This is a genomic window from Brucella sp. MAB-22 (assembly GCF_025908475.1).
In the GTDB taxonomy this organism is placed as follows: Bacteria; Pseudomonadota; Alphaproteobacteria; order Rhizobiales; family Rhizobiaceae; genus Brucella; species Brucella anthropi.
Window position 1 is genome coordinate 896111 of the sequence record NZ_CP109781.1, and the last position, 19500, is coordinate 915610.

Sequence of the window (19500 nt, forward strand, 5' to 3'; positions counted from 1 at the left end):
TTTGTTGATCTGCTGTTGGTTCAGAAACCGTGTGTGCGATCATATCCGTTGAGAGCAGGCGGCGCCCAGCCTTCCGGCAGACGTTCTGGCTTGTAAATCTCTACCACCATCGGATGGCAGGCGGCAGTATCGGAAGAATGTTCTGCCGAACAGTCACCCCCGGGACAGGCCGACAGACAGCCAAGAAGATTGATCTCGGCAAAGAATTCCAGATAGTCGCCCGGTCGAACAGGGCTTGCCTTCATGAAATATTGCCCAGTATCCCGGGTGAAGCCCGTGCACATGAACACATTGAGCACGTCGTGAATATAGGTTTCGGCCTCGTGCAGCGGCTTGCCCGTCTGCTTCGCAAAAGCGCGCGTAAGGTTGGAATGGCAGCAGTGATGGTACTGCCCGCCATGACTCAGAAGATTATTGGTATAAGGATCGCAGCGCGTGCCGATCACGTCATGCACCGCACCGCCAAATTCGTCGAAACCATACCAGTCCAGACTGTCGTGAGTGATGGTGGCCATCGGACGCAAGTAAGGAAAACTGGAGAACAGCTGGTCTCCCAGCCCCACATGGGTTCCGTTGAGCGCGCGCGTCTTGCCGCTATAGAATTTCTCGTTGAGGTCGTCCGCATTGAACAGGTTGAGATCACCGACCTGCGGTCCCTCGCTGCATACGATACGGCAGAAATGCCCGGCCGGAACGGACCAGCACTCTGCATCCCTCGGCTGCACGGTGATGCGCTCGACAAGAACAAGTTTGTCGCGAAGGGCGCGATAGGCATCGAGATCAGGTCGTGGCAGCGTATCGACCGGATAACAGATCACTGGTTTGACGGCCATGCGAGCAGCGGCATCGGCAGGCCGCGGCGTGATCGAATTTATCTTCATGAAGCGCTCTGTGGTTCTCTTGGGTTTGGATCGCCACGATACGCCACCGCGCATTCCATGACGGACAAGTTCTAACATGGAAGATATCGTTCAACAATATTGATGAATGATCATAGGCACTGCCATACTTTATGTCAGCGCCTGATCGTAAAGCCGCATTTCATTTCAAATGCTGTTGCGGTTGAAGCTCTGATCCGAAGCACCGCGATACCAAGGTCGGCTTTACGCGAGTAGAGTTACAGTGCGTATTCACTATATCGAAACCCGAATTAATAACAGTTATATCTAATATTAAATCATGTTAAGAGTAAAGAATAACTATAATTTAATAATATTGCCTATCAAGATATTATATTGAGATAATTATATAAAAAAATATACTTAATGAGTATAATATTAATAGTATTCATTAAAGCAGATTGGAAAGAAATGCCTAAAAATTATCGCGAATTGAATGACGACGCCATGTTATGGGATTCTGTCACTAACCTTGAAATAGATCCAGATTACAGTCAAACTCTCTATTCCAATGGTTATAATATGGTGCGTGTCGATGTCTGGTTCACACCTACTTATTCAAATGGGCCGGGAAATGCACCAATACCAGCTTCCGCTCCTCAAGACATCCTAAATTCAGCTACCCGGTTGATCGACTATGACACAGGTGCGGAAATACCATTTCTAACGACGCCGCCAACACCTGATCACCCTGTTTCGTCCCCTGAATTTCAGAACTTCAAGAGTTGGGCCCAAACCCAAACGGCCAACGATTTTATAACCCTAGGTACAGGGGCTTCGTCGAGGCAAATTGATGACAGCTCCCAAAGTTGCGTAACGTTCTATATTCTATGCAACATGGCAAATCCCAATCGAAATCCTCTTACGCTCGGCGTTCAAATACAGCCCACTGATGGTGATCTTCTCAAGTACTATAGGAACGGATTGTCTAATTTAGGCAGCAATGGCCCAAAAGAGATTATGGCACAGCCTCCCCGAGTGTATGGAGCAGGTGATTTTTCTTGCACTCTGGAACATAAATATCACGATGGTGAGACCGACAGCTTCTCAACGACCCCACCGACGAACTATCCAGATTTCGCTCCCCAAATATGGCGTCAATATAATTTTGGAATTACTTTGAATACTGGGACATCTGTTATCTATCGAATATCTCCCAATGTACCAACGCAAACCATTGCTTTAAACTACCCCAGCGGTTTTGTACCATACGCCAGTAAATCCAAAAATGGATACAATACTACAGCATATATTTGGCCTGATAATGCCGATGCTCAGCAAGGAATAACAATTCCCGGCTACACAGACTACCTTTATATTGATATTACTGTGAAAAACCCCAACACCATAAGGGGTACCCTGATATTCAGCCCAAGTCTTGTACGTGACGACTCTAGAAACTTCACTGATTATACCTATGATTATATCATTACAGCTTATGATCTGTCCGGAAATTCTGGGGCTTTTTCCCCTTCAGTCGCTCTTCCGAGCTATACGGATCTGGCGGCCCCACCTCCAAACACTCCCACATGGACGGCCATCGCCTCTCCATCCAGCACCCCTGGTGCGATTAATACTCACTACCGAAAAGGCTCCATGTCCATGAAAACCCCAGCGGGGTTATACGCATGCTTACAATTGAGTGGAAATCAGCCTACAAAAAATATTATTGTCAAAGACAATATAATTGGAAATCCTAATACTTCCAGCTGGTATTTTTATACATATAATTCCCTTTCATTTTATGTCAATAACGTACAAACAGACCAGTACATGTCTGAAACAGAAAGCCAATACACTCCATACGGGAAAAGCAGCCCTATAGTCCCTAGCTTAACATTGACTTTTTATTCTGTCGATATTCAGTATAATTGGCAACAAAGTATATTATATAGTTTCCTACCAATATGGTCGTCACAAGCATTTGCAATATACAACCAGGAAGAAGCTCTTTACCTGACCGTGGATATGTCACAAGCCATTTCGGATGAAAATAGCGGTTATTATAATGTTTATTTGGGAGCTTATTCCAGCAGCGGGATGGACCCCCAGAAGGGAACCGCGGTCTGGTTCATCTCTGATACATGATGAAGGTGCGATAATGGTCGAATGGTTATTTCGAAAAAGCCATTAAGAGCAAACTGGCTGTCAAACAGAGAGCCCGAATCGTATCGTTTGATACCTGTAAGTAGATAGGGACGATCTGTAAAGCAGTCATCGCTCGAGTTTTATGCACGTGATGACGCCAGCCTGCCCTTCAGACTGGCGTCATCAACATCGATCATGGACGCTGAGGCCCCGAGGCGATTAATAGCTGAGCGGAAGTCGGTCAGCGGAATTGATATCGGAGATTCGGCCTTTTCGCTTGGTTTCAAGCCACCTCTTACAATTGACAGATGATCTTCTTTATAACAATATTCAAATACATTATACCCAATAAATTTATTTATATGGAATCTATATTTATATCAATATTGAAAGTAGTATTCTATGACCAGTATATCTTCTCAGTTTTACACGAGGGCGACGAATTTTGCTTCGGCGCTTTCGGGTAACGTCGACCCGCGCATGGGGCAGTATACGATCAACCTGGCGATCGGCACATTGAACGCCAATGACTTGCTAGGTCCCAGTATTCCCCTAGGGCTGAGTTACTCGCCTCAGAATACGGGCAATATGGGTTTCGGCATTGGATTTTCGATTGGCCTGTCCAGTTATGACACGCAGCAGACACTGTTGTCGTTATCGAGTGGAGAACAATATTATACGGATACGAAACTTATTCTGAAACAAAACAGGCTTCAGGCAGTTTCGCTTCAGAATGACGGCAAAAACTACAAAGTCCTTTACAAGAACGGCACGGTTGAGCTTCTTGACGGGCCGGGCACTGCCAATGCCGTCAAGGTGACGCGAAAGATATTCTCCCCTGAAGGTCGTTATGTCTCCCTGAGCTGGGATTACAGCCAGAACCCGCCGCGCTTGCAATCTATTCAGGATGAAGCAGGAACATCCCTGCTTTCGATCAAGTATCCTGATGCCAGCAGTCTCCAGACGGTCCTTTCCGTACTGCCGGAAAGAACAGAAGGATACAATGTCACTCTGTCATTCAATAATGGCTATTTGCTCAAGGCGAATTGCGATGCGCTGGGTGCGTCAGACAAGACCCTGGAGTGGGCAATAGATTATACCAGCTTCGGCTCCAAGTGGCCTGGGCAATGGGCATACAAGCTGACAAGCCCCGGCGGTCTGGTTGAAACAGCCACTTATGGCACCGGTCACCGCTTTCCCTTGAACGCAACTTCAATGCAGAATCTGAGATTGCCTTATGTCACTCGGTTCACGCGCCAGCCAGGTGGGGGCGCTCAACAGCCCGATTTGACGCTGACCTATGATTATAATCCCGATAACACCGGCAACAATTTCCTTGGTTTTGGTGCGCCGAATGTCTTTTCCTGGGACGCATCACAGGACACACTTTTAAACTGTGCGAACGAGTACACGTATCAATCAGCAGAAACATTCACTGATGCCGATCAGGTGAACGCGACTATTACGCGAACCTATAACCGCTTTCACCAAATGATTTCACAGGTGACGAAGAAAAAAGACTGCTCGGTCACCAAATCCACGACGTATAACACAACCGCGAATACTCCAGTGACTGGCCAGCCCGCCAATTACCAGTTCCCTACGGCAAGCACGACGACCTGGAGCCGCACCACAACAGAAAACGGCAAAATTGTAACCCAGTCGCGCCAGGAAACGGCCAGTTTCACCTATGACGATTTCGGCAACATGGTGACACAAAGTTCCACCAAGCAGGATGCGGCCCAAAACTCTGTTTCGTTGGGACAGATCACTTACGCTTATTACGAGCCGTCTGGCGAAGATCAAGATGACAAAAATGGCCTCGGCTGCCCGGCCGATCCCAATCCCTTCAATATCACAAGCAACATTCCCCGTTTCATCAAAACACAAACCACCACGCCGGCGACCACATCTTACAGCGATGTTCAGAACCACGTGGTGCAATATCGTTATGAGAAGTATAATTTTCCCACCCAGGCGACAACAGCCGGCCTCGACAGCTATGCCGTCCTCAAGGCTGAAGAACGGCATTTCAGCGGCAATCAGCTTCTGGCAAAAATAGAATATACGTATGACAGCACCAGCAGTGAATTCGGACGGCTTTTGCAGACAGTTGAGACCCATTATCCGCAAGGAGAGGCTTCCGATAGTTATGTGACCACTGCGGTTATGAAAACGACGCCCTCTGACCCTACAATCACGCGCACCACAACCGTCACGACACACGACAGCATCGGCACCAGTCAGAAGCAAACGGCTTCACGGTTTACAGGTCGTGTTACGGAAACCGTCAACGCCCTCGGCGTTGTCTCGCAGGCAAGTTATGACAAGCTTGGCCGCGTTGTAGCTGCTACAACAGCCGTTGGAACGGATTACGAAAATACCCGTTCGTTCGACTATGTGATCGGCAATAGTACTGCCCCGTATACAATCACGGCGACCGATGCATTCGGCAATAAAGGCCAGACCGTAATGGATGGGCTGGGTGGCTTCCTTACCGGACAGGTAATGCTGAAGGGTGGTTCGGACTGGCAAGTCATGCAAACGCGCAGCTATGATGATGCCGGTCGCCTGACGAGCACAACCAGCCAGGATTTTGATCTGCTGACCAGCACCACCTTCTATGGCCAGATTACAACAAGCACGAATTATGATGACTGGGGCAATTCCGATTGCACGACTGCGTTGAATATCCAGCATTTTGCCTCAATGGATCCCATTGCACTGACAAAAGCCAAGTATAGTGTGTATGAAGATAGTTTGTGTGAAGATAGTTTGTGTGAAGATAGTGTGTATGAAGATACTACGAACGACGACAAGAAAACCAGCAAAACAGTTTCGACGCAGGATGTCTCCCTATACGCTACCCACACCGCACTTTATCCATCCGATGCTGCAAGTGGTGCATCAGCCTATAGCACCGTGACCCAGAAATATGACGGATGGAACCGGTTGCGCTCAAGCACGGACGAGCTCGGTCGGACAACCACCTACGATTACGACGCTTTTGATCGGGTCATCAAAACGACATTACCGCAGGCGGATGGAGAGACGAGCGCGACTGTGGTGACGCGCGCATACAGTCCGGACTCTCCATCGCAAATTCTGATTGATATCTGTGTGAATGGCGTTTCGATGGGCAAGCGTGTTGTGGACGGGTTAGGGCGTTGTACCAGCCAGACCTCAGGCGGCCGCAGCTTTACAGCAGCCTACGATAGTGATTGCGGCAGCCTGACTGCGCCAGCCTCTGTCACCTCGCCTTATGGCGTAACCGTAGACTATATCTACCAAGCGGAATTGGGTGGCAAGCTTGCCAGCAAAAAGATCGCGTCCAGTTCAGTAACAGGTAACACCGGTCCGGGCGCAGACAGCAAAACCCTGACCTACCAAAAATGGACCGGAGCACTGGAAACCGCCACGAGTACGAACGCGCAAGGCAGCTCCAGCATTTCCAACACATTTGAGGCAACGGGCCGCCTTCAAAGTGAAACTTTCTCTCAGGGTGGTTCTGCTGCTACCGCATACGCCTACACCACAGCAGGAAAGACAAAAAGCTATACCGATGTGACCGGCGTTACATGGAGTATCAAGAATCGTGACCACTATGGCCGCCCGACACAAGTGGCTGACACGGATGTCCAGCTTGACCTGTCTTATGATGTGCTGGGCCGCCTCAATAGCTGGAAAGCGACCGATCTTTCCGCCGGCAATAAACCAACCCTGACCACAACGCTCGCTTGGGACAAGCTTGATCGTGAAGACACCTGGACGGTCACCAGCAGCTCATCTGGAAATAGCTGGTCCCTTACGTCCACCTATAATGTCAACCATCAGCTTGCCGGCAAAACATTGAAGCGCAATGGCAACTCAGTTCGCGTTGAAACCTACACTTACGACGCGCGCAATCGTCTCACTGAGTATGACTGCAGCGGCACAGAGCCTGCCCAGGATTCCAAGGGACTGGCCATACAAAAACAGACGTTCACTTATGATCCATACGACAACATCACGCAACTTTCCACGACCTATCAGGACAAGTCGTACGATCAAATGCTTTGCGCCTACGACGCTACCGATCCGTGTCAACTGAAAACCGTCACCCATATACAGACGAGTTCTTTCGGCGTGACCACAATGCCCGTTGTCACCACGCTCATCTATGATGAAGCCGGGTGTCTTGTGAACGATGGCGAGGGGCGTATATTTACTTACGATATCGGCATCAATTGCGGCGCGCTCCTGTCTGTCACGAAAGCAGGCCAGACATCGAACCTGGCCTATGACCCCCTGGGCCGCCTCATCGATGAAGATGGAACCAAACTGTTCTATCGGGGCTCCACGCTCGTCAATCAAATCCAGGATGCCAACAACGTGCGTTTCGTTGCCGGGCCGGGCGGCAATCTCGCTCAGGTGCACACGGGCAGCAATGCAGGTGTTTGGCTTTCAGGTGCTGATGCCAGCGGATCCATCCTCAGCGTTGACAGCAGCAATACGTCCCACCCCCTGGCCTATGGTCCGCATGGGGAACAATCGACTGACGCCGACGATACCAGTCTGCTTGGTTACAATGGCGAACGCAAATCTGCGCTCCTCGACGGCTATCATCTGGGCAATGGATATCGGCTCTACAGTCCCGTTTTGCGTCGATTCACGGCACCCGACAGTCTCAGTCCTTTCGGTCAAGGCGGCATCAATCCCTATGCCTATTGTGCGGGCGATCCCATCAACAATACCGATCCAACCGGACATATTCATGTATTTAAGGCGATAAGGAAAGATGTAAGAAGAGTTGAAAGAGATGTAGTGGATGTCGAGGATAAAGTATTAGGGCCCGTGGCGCCGGTATTGAATGACGCAGTTAGGGTTGGCGTTCAGGCAGCTGAGGTGGCAGATGGCGATGAAGAACCGCTGGTAAAAGATGCCGAGAAAGCCGGTGACAGGGCTCTGAAGGACGGCGCTGAAGACGCAGCAAAAGACGTCGACAGCGATGAACCGCCTGCTAAAAAATCCCGACCCAACGAGCCAAGTGGCGGCAGTGATGCTCCCGGTGGCAGTGGCGGCGGTGATGCCCCGGGTGGCAGTGGCAGCGGTGACGCTCCAAGCGGCAGTGGCGGTGGCGATGCCTCGGGTGGCAGTGGCGGCGGTGATGCTCCCGGTGGCAGTGGAAACCCACGAGGCGATGGGGAAAATCAGGAGCTAAACAGACCAGAATTTGGACCAGAGAAAAATCCAAATGCACAGCCTTATGAAAATCATAGCGTGAGAGAGTTAAGGAATGAGCATACAAGCCTAACAAGAGAGAAATCGGACCTGATTGGCGAGCGTAGAAATATAAATATCGGCCTTGATGGATCCCCGGATAATACTGCTCTCAGGGATTCATTTCATGAGCATCTTCGTAATTTACAAAATCGGATTACGGGATTACGAAGAGATATTTATAGTATAAGTTGTGAGATAAAAAATAGAGGATTATTTATATATAGAGTACGTCTATTCTAAAAATAGAACTATTCTTTTATTTTGAGCGAAAGCGCTTTCTTGGATGCAGAGATGCATCGTTGCCAACGCAAAATATGAACGAGCAAGATCCCATTAGGAGTATTGCTAGCCGTGTCTTCGGGCTATTTGACCAGATCTATGAGATTGAAGCATCTTCCTCTGGTTCGCCGCGGAACCAAAGGGCGTCCGATTGCGACTACCTTCCAGAATTGCAACCAGTTCGCAAAAGACCATTGTTCGCCGTTTCATGTTCTTGCGGGGCTCGCAGCAAAATTGCACACGGAGATATTTTACTTCTGGCCTGATGAAATCATAACAAAACCAGATATGCGCGCTTAACGACTTGTGGATAGCAGCGGAACCCGCTGCTATCCACACCGATCAACACATCCGTCGCGAGCGTTAGAGTGTCGATCTGTTACAATCGGATCAACGCTCTAACTATTATGGTTTTGGGCGCGCATCTCGTTCCGAACAATGCCTCTCACTTCTCGGCATTTCCCCTAGTGAGCTATCATGACATGGCGCACGGCGGTGTAATCTTCCAGCGCGTAAATCGACATGTCCTTGCCGTAGCCCGACTGTTTCAGGCCGCCATGCGGCATCTCGTTTGTCAGCATGAAGTGGGTGTTAATCCATGTGCAGCCATATTGCAGGCGGGCTGCGGCCTGCATTCCCTTGCTGACATCCTTGGTCCAGACCGACGAGGCAAGGCCGTAATCACTGTCGTTGGCCCATCGCACGGCTTCATCGACATCGCTGAAGCGCGTCACCGATACGACTGGTCCGAATACTTCGCGTCGCACGATCTCGTCTTCCTGCAATGCACCTGCAATGACGGTCGGCTCGAAGTAGAAGCCATTGGCACCCGATGTCTTGCCGCCGGTCGTCACTTCGATATGCTTGTGCTCGCGAGCGCGAGCCACAAAACTTTCGACGCGGTCGCGCTGCCGGCGGGAGATGAGCGGTCCGATCTCGTTCTGGCTGTCGTCGTCCAGATTGTAGCGAATGCTGGAAACGGCCGACGACAGGTCAGCGACGAAACGGTCGTAAATGCGTGCATCTGCATAGATGCGGCAGGCAGCGGTGCAGTCCTGTCCGGCATTGTAATAGCCGAAGGTGCGGATACCGTTGACGACGGCTTCGATGTCCGCATCGTCGAAAACAATGACCGGCGCTTTGCCGCCAAGCTCCAGATGAGTGCGCTTCACGGTCTTGGCCGCGGCCTGCAAGACCTTCTTGCCGGTCGCGACATCGCCAGTAATCGACACCATGTCGATGCGCGGATGATTGATCAGCGCATTGCCCACGGTTTCACCGCGCCCCAGAACGACATTGACGACGCCCTCGGGCAGAATATCCGCCAGCAGCCTGGCCATTTTCAGCGCGGTCAGCGGGGTCTGTTCGGACGGTTTGAAAACCACCGTATTGCCGCCCGCAATGGCTGGCGCCAGTTTCCATGCCATCATCATCAAAGGATAATTCCAAGGAGCGATGGAGCCGACAATGCCAACCGGATCACGACGGATCATCGATGTGTGGTTCGGGATATATTCGGCGGCAAGCGGTCCATGAAGATTACGCACTGCACCCGCAAAGAAGCGATAACAATCCACGATGGCCGGAATCTCGTCATTGATGACAGCATTGATCGGCTTGCCGCAATTGAGCGCTTCCAGCGTGGCGAACCCTTCAGCGTCCCGCTCAATCGCATCGGCGATTTTGAGGAGATAATTGGAACGTTCGGCGGGTGTGGTGCGTGACCAGGTCTTGAATGCCTTGTCGGCGGCGGCGACTGCAGCGTCGACCTGTCCTAGCGATGCCTCGGGCAGCTTGAGAACGGTCTCTCCGGTCTTGGGATTGAGGACGTTTTCTTCCGTCTCCGTACCCGCTTCAAAGCGCGAGCCAATCAACATTTCGGTGTTCATGTCGTTCTCCCTTGTGTCATTTCCCATGACCGGCGACCTGATCGCCATCACGAGTGAGATAGTAGGCTGCGAGGATGGGCAGGAAGGTCACCAGAACCACCACCATGGCCACCACATTGGTGACGGGGCGCTGGCGTGGACGGATCAGTTCCTGAAGCATCCAGATCGGCAGGGTCATCTGCTGGCCGCCAGTAAATGTGGTGACGATCACCTCATCGAAGGACAGTGCAAAGGCGAGCATGCCGCCTGCGAGCAGGGCCGTTCCGATATTCGGCAGGATCACATAGCGGAATGTCTGGAACCCGTTGGCGCCAAGATCCATCGAGGCTTCAATCAGCGAACCGGAGGTGCGCCGGAAACGTGCAACCGCGTTGTTGTAGACGACCACCACGCAGAAGGTCGCGTGACCGAGCACGATGGTCCACATCGAAAACGGAATGTCGAACAGCGAGAAGGCCGAGCGCAAGGCGATGCCGGTTACAACGCCGGGCAAAGCTATGGGCAGGATGACCAGCAGCGAAATGCTTTCGCGTCCGAAGAAATGCGTTCGGCTGACGGCGGCAGCACACAACGTTCCGAGTACGAGCGCGATCACGGTGGCAATCGTGGCCACCTGCACGGAGAGCGCAAGCGATGACCACACATCGGCACGGTTCCATGTCACTGCGAACCATTGCAGCGTGAAGCCCGGCGGCGGCCATTGATAACTTTTTTCTTCCGTCGTGAAGGCATAGACGAAGATCAGCAGGATCGGCAGATGCAGGAAGGCGAGGCCCAGTCCGGCAGCAAGCTTCAATCCGAAGGAAGCGCGGTTGTTGCGATCAGAGCGCATCAAAAGCCCCCTGTTTCTTGGCGATCCAGAGATAGACGGCCATGATGACGATCGGCACGACGGAGAAGGCAGCCGCCAGCGGCACATTGCCTGCCGTTCCCTGCTGGGTATAGACGGCCTGTCCGATGAACAGGCGCGACGAACCGATGATCTGCGGAATGATGTAATCGCCAAGTGTCAGCGAAAAGGTGAAGATCGAGCCGGCGATGATGCCGGGCATGGCAAGCGGCATAAGCACGGTTCGGAAAGTCTGCGCCGGCGTTGCCCCGAGATCGGACGACGCCTCGACCAGATTGCCGGGCACACGCTCAAGTGCTGCCTGCGTCGGCAGGATCATATAGGGCAGCCAGATATAGACAAAGACGATGAACGTGCCGAGATAGCTGACCGACAGCGAATTGCCGCCGATGACGGGTAAGGACAGGATGCCGTCAAGCAGCCAGGACAAATGCAGCTTCGCAAATATCCAGGTCAGGATGCCTTCCTTGGCAAGGATCAGTTTCCACGCATAGACCTTGACCAGATAGCTCGACCAGAGTGGTAGCATGATGCCGAGATAGAACAGCGCCTTCCAGCGTCCGCGTGCGTAACGGGCGGCATAATAGGCGATGGGAAAGGCGACGAAAGCCGAAGCGACCGTGACCAGCGTAGCCATGAGGACGGTGCGTATGATGATGTCGAGATTGGCGGAATTCAGCAGCTGAGCATAGGTGGCGAGCGTGAAATTATAGTCGATCAGACCGGAGAAATCATCGACCGAAAAGAAGCTCTGCAAGAGAAGCGCTATCAGCGAGCCGATATAGATAATGCCCAGCCACAAAAGCGGCGGCGTGAGCATGAGAAACAGGAGCAACCCCGGACGACGCCAGAACAGGTCCGAAAGACGACCGAGCATTCCGCCGCGCTGCGGCATGATGGAGGTCGGATTTGCTCCGGAGTTTCCGAGTGTGGAAGCCTGCGCGCCGCTCATGCTGCCTGATCCATGTAATGAACGTCACCCGGATTCCAGACAATACGGATCTCCGACCCGGTCTCGGGAACGGTTGCACCAGCCGGCAGCATGACATGCAGTCTGGCGCCTTCAGCTTCAACACCGAGACGTGTAGCGGACCCAAGGAAGCTGGCGGTTTCGATCCGCGCCGCGACCCCAACCGTATCACTCTTGTCTGCAAGGCGAATGGATTCCGGTCGGAGGCTTGCCCAACGTCGTTCGCCGCCGAATGCAGCCATAACCTCCGGCGCGACCACATTGGAGGAGCCGACAAAATCGGCAACAAACCGGGTTTGCGGGCGGTTATATATTTCCTGCGGCGTTCCGGCCTGAACGATACGACCATTGTTGAAGACAGCGATACGGTCCGCCATGGACAGCGCCTCGCCCTGATCGTGGGTCACGAAAACAAAGGTGATACCAAGCGCCTTTTGCAGGCTCTTCAGCTCTTCCTGCATCTGCTCGCGCAGTTTGAGGTCGAGGGCACCAAGCGGTTCATCGAGAAGCAGCACTTTGGGCTTATTGACGAGGGCGCGAGCCAGCGCGACGCGCTGTCGCTGTCCGCCGGAAAGCTGGCTCGGCTTGCGTGCGCCATAACCGGGCAGCTTGACCAGTTCCAGCATGTCCTCGGCGGCACGGTGTCGTTCGGCCTTTCCGGCGCCCCGCACCATCAACCCATAGGCCACATTGTCCAGAATGCTGAGATGCGGAAACAGCGCATAATCCTGAAAGACCGTGTTGACGTTGCGCCGGTAGGGCGGCACGCCGCCAGCACTTTCGCCAAAGATCTCAATCTTGCCGTCAGTCGGCTGCTCGAAGCCTGCAATCAGCCGCAGACAGGTTGTCTTGCCAGAACCGGAAGGGCCGAGCATGGCAAAGAATTCACCGGACGCGATGGTCAAATTGACATGATCGACGGCACGGACTTCGCCGAAGTAACGGCTCACATTTTCGAAACGAACTGCTGCTGTCATGGTTCTATCCATCATGGAGCGCCAGCCTCTGTTGGCGGGCGGGCACGTCTTTCCGTTCCCTTCCTTCAACAGAAGGAAGGGCGATCTTCGAGCTTATGATAGTCGATGTCAGCGACCGCCAATGACGCCGATATAATCCGATACCCAGCGATGATAGGGCACGCATTCGCCCTGGCTTTCGCATTTGGCTGTCGGCGTGCGCCAGAAGCTGATCTTGGCGAAATTATCGAAGCCATTGGTCGCGCAACCTTCATCGGTCAGGAGCGCATTACCCTTGCAGGCTGCCGGAACGGACGGTACAGCACCGAACCAGGCTGCGGCATCGCCCTGAACTTTCGGTTTTAGCGAATGTTCGAACCACTTATAGGCACAATTGGGGTGCTCGCTATCCACATGCAGCATGGTGGTGTCGGCCCAGCCGGTCGCACCTTCCTCCGGGAAAGTCGAGCCAATCTTTGCGTTTTCCGATTTCAGAAGATTGACCTGGAACGGCCATGAGCCGGAAGCTACGACACCTTCATTCTTGAAATCGTCAATCTGGATCATGGCATCATGCCAATAACGGCTGACGAGCTTGCGCTGTCCACGCAAGAGGTCAAGCGCAGCCTTGTACTGATCTTCATTGAGTTCGTATGGATTCTTGATACCGAGTTCCGGCTTGTGCTTCATGAGATAAAGGGCAGCGTCCGCAATATAGATCGGCCCGTCATAGGCCTGCACGCGGCCCTTGTTGGACTTGCCATCCGGCAGGTTCTGTTCTTCGAACACCACGTTCCAGCTCTTCGGCGCTTCGTCCTTGAAAACATCAGTGTTGTACATCAGCACATTCGGCCCCCAGAGATAGGGCACACCGTAATGCACGTCCTTGACGGTGAACCACGGCGCATTTTGCAGCCGTTCGTCTACGGTCTTCCAGCTTGGGATAAGGTCGGTATTGATCGGCTGAACACGCTTGCCAGCCACAAGGCGAAGTGAGGCATCACCGGAAGCGGTGACCAGATCGAAGCCACCTTCATTCATCAGCGCGACCATTTCATCGGAAGTGGCGGCGGTCTTCACGCTGACCTTGCAGCCGGTTTCCTTCTCGAAATCCGTAACCCAGTCGTAATTCTTGTCGGTCTCGCCGCGTTCAATATAGCCCGCCCAGGCCACGATGCTCAGCGCGCCTTCACCTTCGCCGATCGCTTTCAGCGGTTCGGCGGCGATGGCCTGCGTCGCAAAGCTTGCGACAGCCATCAAAGCGGTACAGGATTGCAGAATCTTTTTCATCGACCACTCCCGTTTTTTCACATTCAGTGATTTTGTTCCCGGAACGGATCGTGTGCTGAAACCTTGCCTTTCGCAAATTCATTTATCGAAAAGCTGATATCGGTTTTTCCGATATCGAAGACTAACGCAGCCTGCCGGAACGGGCAGCTTCGGCAATGCCAATAAAGTCACGCGCGGATTGGGGCAGGCTCGATCCCTTGCGCCAGGCCATGCCGATCTGCACGACGGGCAGCGACCCCGAAACATCGCGGCTTTCGATGCGATCGCCTTCCAGCGACCAAGGGCGATAGACGAGATCGGGAAGGAGCGCGATGCCTGCACCGGTGGCTACCAAACTGCGCACGGCTTCCACCGAACGCGTGCGGAAAGCCACATGCGGACGGGCGCCGAGGGCGGCCAGAAGCTTGCCGGTATTTTCCTCGATTTCATCCACTGTCAGCATGATCAGAGGTTCCTTCGCGATATCGCTAACAGAAATGCTGTCAATGGAGACCAGCTCATGGCCAAGAGGCAGCCACAGCCGATAGGGCGAGGTTTCGAGAATTTCCGCGTGAAGTGCCATACGGTCCCGGAGATTGGAGATAACCATCACTGCCACGTCCAGTTCACCACCGACCAGGAGATGTTCAAGATAGGAACCGTTATCCTCGATGGCGCTGATTTCAACGCCGGGAAAAGCCCGGCGATAGCGGGCAAGCAGGTCCGACAGCACATAACCCGCGACGAGCGAGGTGACGCCGAGATTGAGTTTACCTTTTTCCTGAATGCGATTGTCCGTGAAGGAGCGACGGGCATCCGATACGTCTGCCAGAATTTTCGTTGCGTGGCGCAAAAACTGATGACCGTTATGTGTAACGGTAAGGCCGCGAGGGTGCCGTTCGAAAAGCTCTACATTCAGGTCCGTCTCAAGTTCTTTGACGGCTTCCGTGACAGACGATTGGGAAATGGATAGTTTCTGCGCCGCACGGGTCACAGACCCCTGTTCGGCCACAGCGATGAAATATTGTAACTGCCGCAGGGTAAACGCCATTTTTTCAATTAAGCAAGCGCGCACTGCTATTGCAATAGGGACTGAGTACGAAGCCTAATCGTACCGTCCATACACCGGTCAGTTGCGGTCGATGAAGCATCCATCTGGATGAAAGTAATCGAAGCTTCCGTTCCAAATCGCACTTCGCTTCGATGAGAATATCGGCTAACAACCAAGTCGACTTATAATTTACAATTACCTTCCATATACCATAATATCTATCATTAAATTACTTTGATAATCAAAATAGTTTTGAATGTAATATTATCTTATTTAACTATGATGAAATATTCGCCCATACTTCTGCTATCTTCAGTAGGAGGACATGCGATGCCGAAGATCGTTGGAACCAATGATGCCGATACTATAGTTGGCACGGAAGAGAATGACCGCATCTGGGCCTTTGCGGGAAATGACATCGTTGACGGAGGTCTTGGTAGCGATATCATCGACGGCGGTGCGGGCGATGACGTCCTGACAACAACATGGCGCAATGTGCCGGAGTTCGATGAATTAAACGGCGCCAGCGGCAACGACCGCCTCATATTCAATTTTTCGGGCGGTGCGGCAAGAGGTGGTGAAGGGGTTGATACGCTCGTTACCGATTTATCCAATCGTTCAGACTCAGTTGCGTTTAACGCAATCCAGGGGCATGCCTATTGGGGAGATGGCAGCTCAAGCTTTGATCACCTCTACTTCACCGATCTGGAACGCCTCAACCTCAAGACCGGCGCTGGCAATGATACTATAGATGCTATGGGCTTCCAGTTTGCCAACATACATGCAGGCGCGGGCAATGATTATGTGCGAGGCGGCACTGGCAACGACCAGATAACCGGTGGAGCGGGCCACGACAATCTACTGGGCGGGGATGGTGACGACCAGATCAAGGGCGGCAGCGGTGATGATGTGATCGACGGCGGTAATGGCAATGACACGCTGTCCGGTAATGATGGCAACGATAAGCTCAGCGGCGGCAGGGGAAACGATACCCTGATGGGCGACGAAGGTAACGACACGCTGAATGGAGGAGATGGCAATGACCGTCTCTACGGCGGAGCTGGAACCGACATATTATTGGGTGGAGCAGGCGACGACTATTTACAAAACACGGGCACGGACGGCGATACCTTGTTTGGAGGCGACGGAAACGACTACTTCACCGCAGGATCAATAGACAGCGGCTATAGTGGCTATTGGTTTGAAATGCACGGCGGTGCCGGAAACGACACGTTTTCGATCTATTCGGATGGAGGACTTGGCACCATTGATGGAGGCGACGGTATTGATACATTGGCCGTCACTTTCGACGATGTGGCAGCCGGTTTCAAATTCGACGCCGCCGACTATAACTCGACCGAGGTGTTCAACATCAGCGTCATCTCCGCCTATCAGGGTGCTCAGATATTCGGCGGAAACGGCGACGACCGCATCGTCAGCATCGAGAGTTATCGTGAAGGTTTGAGTGGGAACGATACCTATAATGGTCGCGGGGGCAACGACGTGATCCATGGAGCGTTTGGGCTGGACAGCCTTCTCGGTGGCGAGGGCGATGATAAACTGTATGGTGGCGCAAGCTCTGACCGGTTATTGGGCGGAACCGGTGCAGACACTCTCAGCGGTGGAACTGAAGCCGATACATTCATTTGGGACAATGCATCACTGCAATCCAACGATATTGATCACGTCACCGACTTTGATGTCCAAGGTGGCGATGTGCTTTTGTTCCGGGATACTGAGGTCATAACTGATTTCGCCAGCTTCGTCGCCGCGTCAGTTGATACACCAGACGGTGTTTTCGTCAGCATCGATGGCGCAACGAATGGGATTGTAATTGAAGGTGTCTTGCTGAGCGAGTTGACGTCCGACGACGTTTTGTTCAGCTGAATTGAACTGGCATTGTGCTGTCCGGCATACGTTTCATCACCAGCGTCAATCCAATAAAGTGGACTGACGCTGGTGGTGACCATTTAAAGATGGTCGCGCGGAATAGTCTGGTTCCATTCGCGGATTTTGACCGTCTCGCCATTTTCCTTCGCCGTCAGTACGCCGGAAATGTAGAAACTCTCAGCATCTGAATGCATCTTCGTGGTGCTTTCGATGTCGATCATCCAGCCTTCACGCCCCATCTGATAGGCCTGTGTCAGCACATAGGATGCCGATAGCGGATCATTGTCATTGACGCGCAGCTCGCGCTTGAGGCTGTGGCTCAACTGCGTGCCGAGATCGTCAAAGCGCAAGATGCCTTCGCCGAACAGACCGCCGATGCCTTCCGTCACATAGAGCGTTTCGCCGGTGACGTGATCCTGTTCGGTCCAGCGGCGGACGCTGCCCGGATCAAGCTGGGTCATCGGCGTTGCGGGGCCATGCGCTGGCTTCTGGAAGACAACCTTCGCGTCATCGACAGATGCCGGGCGCACTGGCAGATCGAGAACCGACGAAGCGGTATCGAGCGTCAGTGTTACACGCTTTGGCGATGGCCAGACCATCGGCCAGTAGCCGGTTGCAACCGAAAGACGGATGCGATGACCCTTCTTGAAGCTGTAGCCGCTATCGTTGAGCTTGATCGCGATTTCATAGGTCTTGCCCGGCACCAGCATTTCCGGCTTGTCGTGGCCGTTGATGTGGTTGAGGTTGAAGACCTGATAGCTGACGCGGGTGATGCGGCCATCCGGCAGAACGTCGCTCAGGCGCAGCGAAACCTGTGCAACCGGTTGATCAACGGTAAATGTCAGGCGAGCAACCGGCGCACCCAGAATTTCAAGATCTTCGGTCAGGACGGGTGTGTCGAAGTTGAGCGAGCCGCCATCGTCAAGACGCTGATCGGTCGGGTGTTCGCCGGGGCAACCCGTTGCCATCCATTCGCCGCCAGCCTTACCGTGGCTGTTTGGCGAGGAAATCGAAAGCACAGCCTTGGCGGCATCGGCCTTGCCCAGCGTGAAATCTGCACCAAGCGCGAAGGACTTAGGCGTGATTTCCGTCGACGGCCAGTTCTGTTCGCCAACCCAGCGTCCATTGGTGAAGTCGCGTGAGCCAGTCGGCTCGATGGTATCGCAGACATAGGCGCGCAGCTTCGGCTCGTCCATGATGCCGGTGTCTTTGCCCTTGAGCCACTGGTCCCACCAGCGCACTGCTTCCTGCAGGAAGCCGATTGCCGGACCCGGCAGGCCGTCCTGCGGATAGACATGGCCCCAAGGGCCGATAATGCCGCGCGCAGGAACTTGCAGGTTTTCGAGCAGGCGCGGAACAGCATTGGTGTAACTGTCGGCCCATGCGCCAATGGCGAGAACCGGGCACTGGATTGCCGACCAGTCTTCGCAGACCGAGCCATGCTTCCAGTATTCATCGTAATGCTGGTGTTCGAGCCAGAGCGCCGGGAAGAATGGCAGGCGTTCCAGACGTTCAATCCATGCATCACGCCAACTGGCACCCACAATCGCCGGATCGAGCGGACGCGACTGATAGGCGAGCATGATGGTGCCCCACCAGAGATTATCATTGAGCAGCAGGCCGCCCATGTAGTGGATGTCGTCGCGGAAACGGTCGTCGGTCGAATAGGCGGTGATGATCGCCTTCAATGCTGGTGGACGGCAGGCTGCGACCTGAAGGCCGTTGAAGCCACCCCAGCTCTTGCCCATCATGCCGACATTGCCGCTGCACCATGGTTGCTCAGCGATCCAGGCGATGACTTCCAGCGCGTCATCCTGTTCCTGCTGGATGTATTCGTCAGCCATATGTCCATCGGATTCGCCCGTACCACGCATGTCGACACGGATCGCGGCATAGCCGTTCTGTGCGAAATAGCCATGCATTGGCTCATCGCGGCCGCGCGTGCCGTCGCGCTTGCGGTATGGAATATATTCGAGCACGGCAGGAACGGGATTTGCCTCGGCGCCTTCAGGCAGCCACAGGCGCGCGCCAAGACGGGTGCCATCTTTCAGGGTGATCCACAGGTGCTCGGTGATATTGACGGTCATGATCGGTTCC

The 19500-nt window shown here is 53.2% G+C and carries 11 protein-coding genes; 3 read left to right on the forward strand and 8 right to left on the reverse strand.

Annotated features, from left to right (window positions below; translation table 11 throughout):
• Positions 1-20: 20 nt before the first annotated feature.
• Entirely contained in the window at positions 21-881 is an 861-nt protein-coding gene (locus tag OHI65_RS04010; RefSeq protein WP_125301119.1) for an urea carboxylase-associated family protein, read from the reverse strand.
• A gap of 429 nt (positions 882-1310) precedes the next feature.
• On the opposite strand from OHI65_RS04010, the gene OHI65_RS04015 reads away from it, so the two are divergent.
• Together OHI65_RS04015 and OHI65_RS04020 are read left to right on the forward strand one after the other, a co-directional pair.
• Positions 1311-2987: a hypothetical protein gene (locus OHI65_RS04015; RefSeq protein WP_125301118.1), complete on the forward strand. Its 1677-nt coding sequence runs from the start codon at positions 1311-1313 to the stop codon at positions 2985-2987.
• A gap of 402 nt (positions 2988-3389) precedes the next feature.
• Complete coding sequence (locus tag OHI65_RS04020; protein WP_264358738.1) at positions 3390-8489, forward strand: RHS repeat-associated core domain-containing protein; 5100 nt, start codon at positions 3390-3392, stop codon at positions 8487-8489.
• 503 nt (positions 8490-8992) lie between these two features.
• Here the strand turns inward: OHI65_RS04020 and OHI65_RS04025 are convergent.
• The 6 genes from OHI65_RS04025 to OHI65_RS04050 form a co-directional block, all read right to left on the reverse strand.
• Positions 8993-10417: a gamma-aminobutyraldehyde dehydrogenase gene (locus tag OHI65_RS04025; protein ID WP_125301116.1), complete on the reverse strand. Its 1425-nt coding sequence runs from the start codon at positions 10415-10417 to the stop codon at positions 8993-8995.
• Between the two features lie 16 nt (positions 10418-10433).
• Positions 10434-11249, reverse strand: coding sequence for an ABC transporter permease (locus OHI65_RS04030; protein WP_011982544.1), 816 nt, complete (start codon positions 11247-11249; stop codon positions 10434-10436).
• Complete coding sequence (locus OHI65_RS04035) at positions 11239-12219, reverse strand: ABC transporter permease (RefSeq protein ID WP_125301115.1); 981 nt, start codon at positions 12217-12219, stop codon at positions 11239-11241. The genes OHI65_RS04030 and OHI65_RS04035 overlap by 11 nt, the downstream gene beginning before the upstream one ends.
• Complete coding sequence (locus OHI65_RS04040) at positions 12216-13214, reverse strand: ABC transporter ATP-binding protein (RefSeq protein ID WP_125301114.1); 999 nt, start codon at positions 13212-13214, stop codon at positions 12216-12218. Before OHI65_RS04040 ends, OHI65_RS04035 begins: the two co-directional genes overlap by 4 nt.
• A 108-nt stretch (positions 13215-13322) precedes the next feature.
• The gene (locus OHI65_RS04045) at positions 13323-14483 is read right to left on the reverse strand and encodes an ABC transporter substrate-binding protein (protein ID WP_094515482.1); all 1161 of its coding nucleotides are present in this window, start codon (positions 14481-14483) and stop codon (positions 13323-13325) included.
• Between the two features lie 121 nt (positions 14484-14604).
• A complete protein-coding gene (locus OHI65_RS04050; RefSeq protein WP_112593038.1) occupies positions 14605-15513 on the reverse strand; it encodes a LysR family transcriptional regulator in 909 nt (302 codons plus the stop codon).
• 330 nt (positions 15514-15843) lie between these two features.
• Here OHI65_RS04050 and OHI65_RS22930 point away from each other — a divergent pair, with 330 nt between their 5' ends.
• Positions 15844-17400 carry a calcium-binding protein gene (locus OHI65_RS22930; RefSeq protein ID WP_125301113.1) on the forward strand — a complete coding sequence of 519 codons (1557 nt, stop codon included), beginning with the start codon at positions 15844-15846 and terminating at the stop codon, positions 17398-17400.
• A gap of 83 nt (positions 17401-17483) precedes the next feature.
• Here the strand turns inward: OHI65_RS22930 and OHI65_RS04070 are convergent, their stop codons facing one another.
• On the reverse strand, positions 17484-19490 hold the full coding sequence (locus OHI65_RS04070) for a CocE/NonD family hydrolase (RefSeq protein ID WP_264358739.1): 2007 nt from the start codon (positions 19488-19490) through the stop codon (positions 17484-17486).
• Positions 19491-19500: the final 10 nt, after the last annotated feature.

Excerpts from the sequence above, each read along its gene's own strand:
- OHI65_RS04010 (WP_125301119.1), bottom strand. The coding sequence starts at position 881 with ATGAAGATAAATTCGATCACGCCGCGGCCTGCCGATGCCGCTGCTCGC.
- OHI65_RS04015 (WP_125301118.1), top strand. The coding sequence starts at position 1,311 with ATGCCTAAAAATTATCGCGAATTGAATGACGACGCCATGTTATGGGAT.
- OHI65_RS04020 (WP_264358738.1), top strand. The coding sequence starts at position 3,390 with ATGACCAGTATATCTTCTCAGTTTTACACGAGGGCGACGAATTTTGCT.
- OHI65_RS04025 (WP_125301116.1), bottom strand. The coding sequence starts at position 10,417 with ATGAACACCGAAATGTTGATTGGCTCGCGCTTTGAAGCGGGTACGGAG.
- OHI65_RS04030 (WP_011982544.1), bottom strand. The coding sequence starts at position 11,249 with ATGCGCTCTGATCGCAACAACCGCGCTTCCTTCGGATTGAAGCTTGCT.
- OHI65_RS04035 (WP_125301115.1), bottom strand. The coding sequence starts at position 12,219 with ATGAGCGGCGCGCAGGCTTCCACACTCGGAAACTCCGGAGCAAATCCG.
- OHI65_RS04040 (WP_125301114.1), bottom strand. The coding sequence starts at position 13,214 with ATGACAGCAGCAGTTCGTTTCGAAAATGTGAGCCGTTACTTCGGCGAA.
- OHI65_RS04045 (WP_094515482.1), bottom strand. The coding sequence starts at position 14,483 with ATGAAAAAGATTCTGCAATCCTGTACCGCTTTGATGGCTGTCGCAAGC.
- OHI65_RS04050 (WP_112593038.1), bottom strand. The coding sequence starts at position 15,513 with ATGGCGTTTACCCTGCGGCAGTTACAATATTTCATCGCTGTGGCCGAA.
- OHI65_RS22930 (WP_125301113.1), top strand. The coding sequence starts at position 15,844 with ATGCCGAAGATCGTTGGAACCAATGATGCCGATACTATAGTTGGCACG.
- OHI65_RS04070 (WP_264358739.1), bottom strand. The coding sequence starts at position 19,490 with ATGACCGTCAATATCACCGAGCACCTGTGGATCACCCTGAAAGATGGC.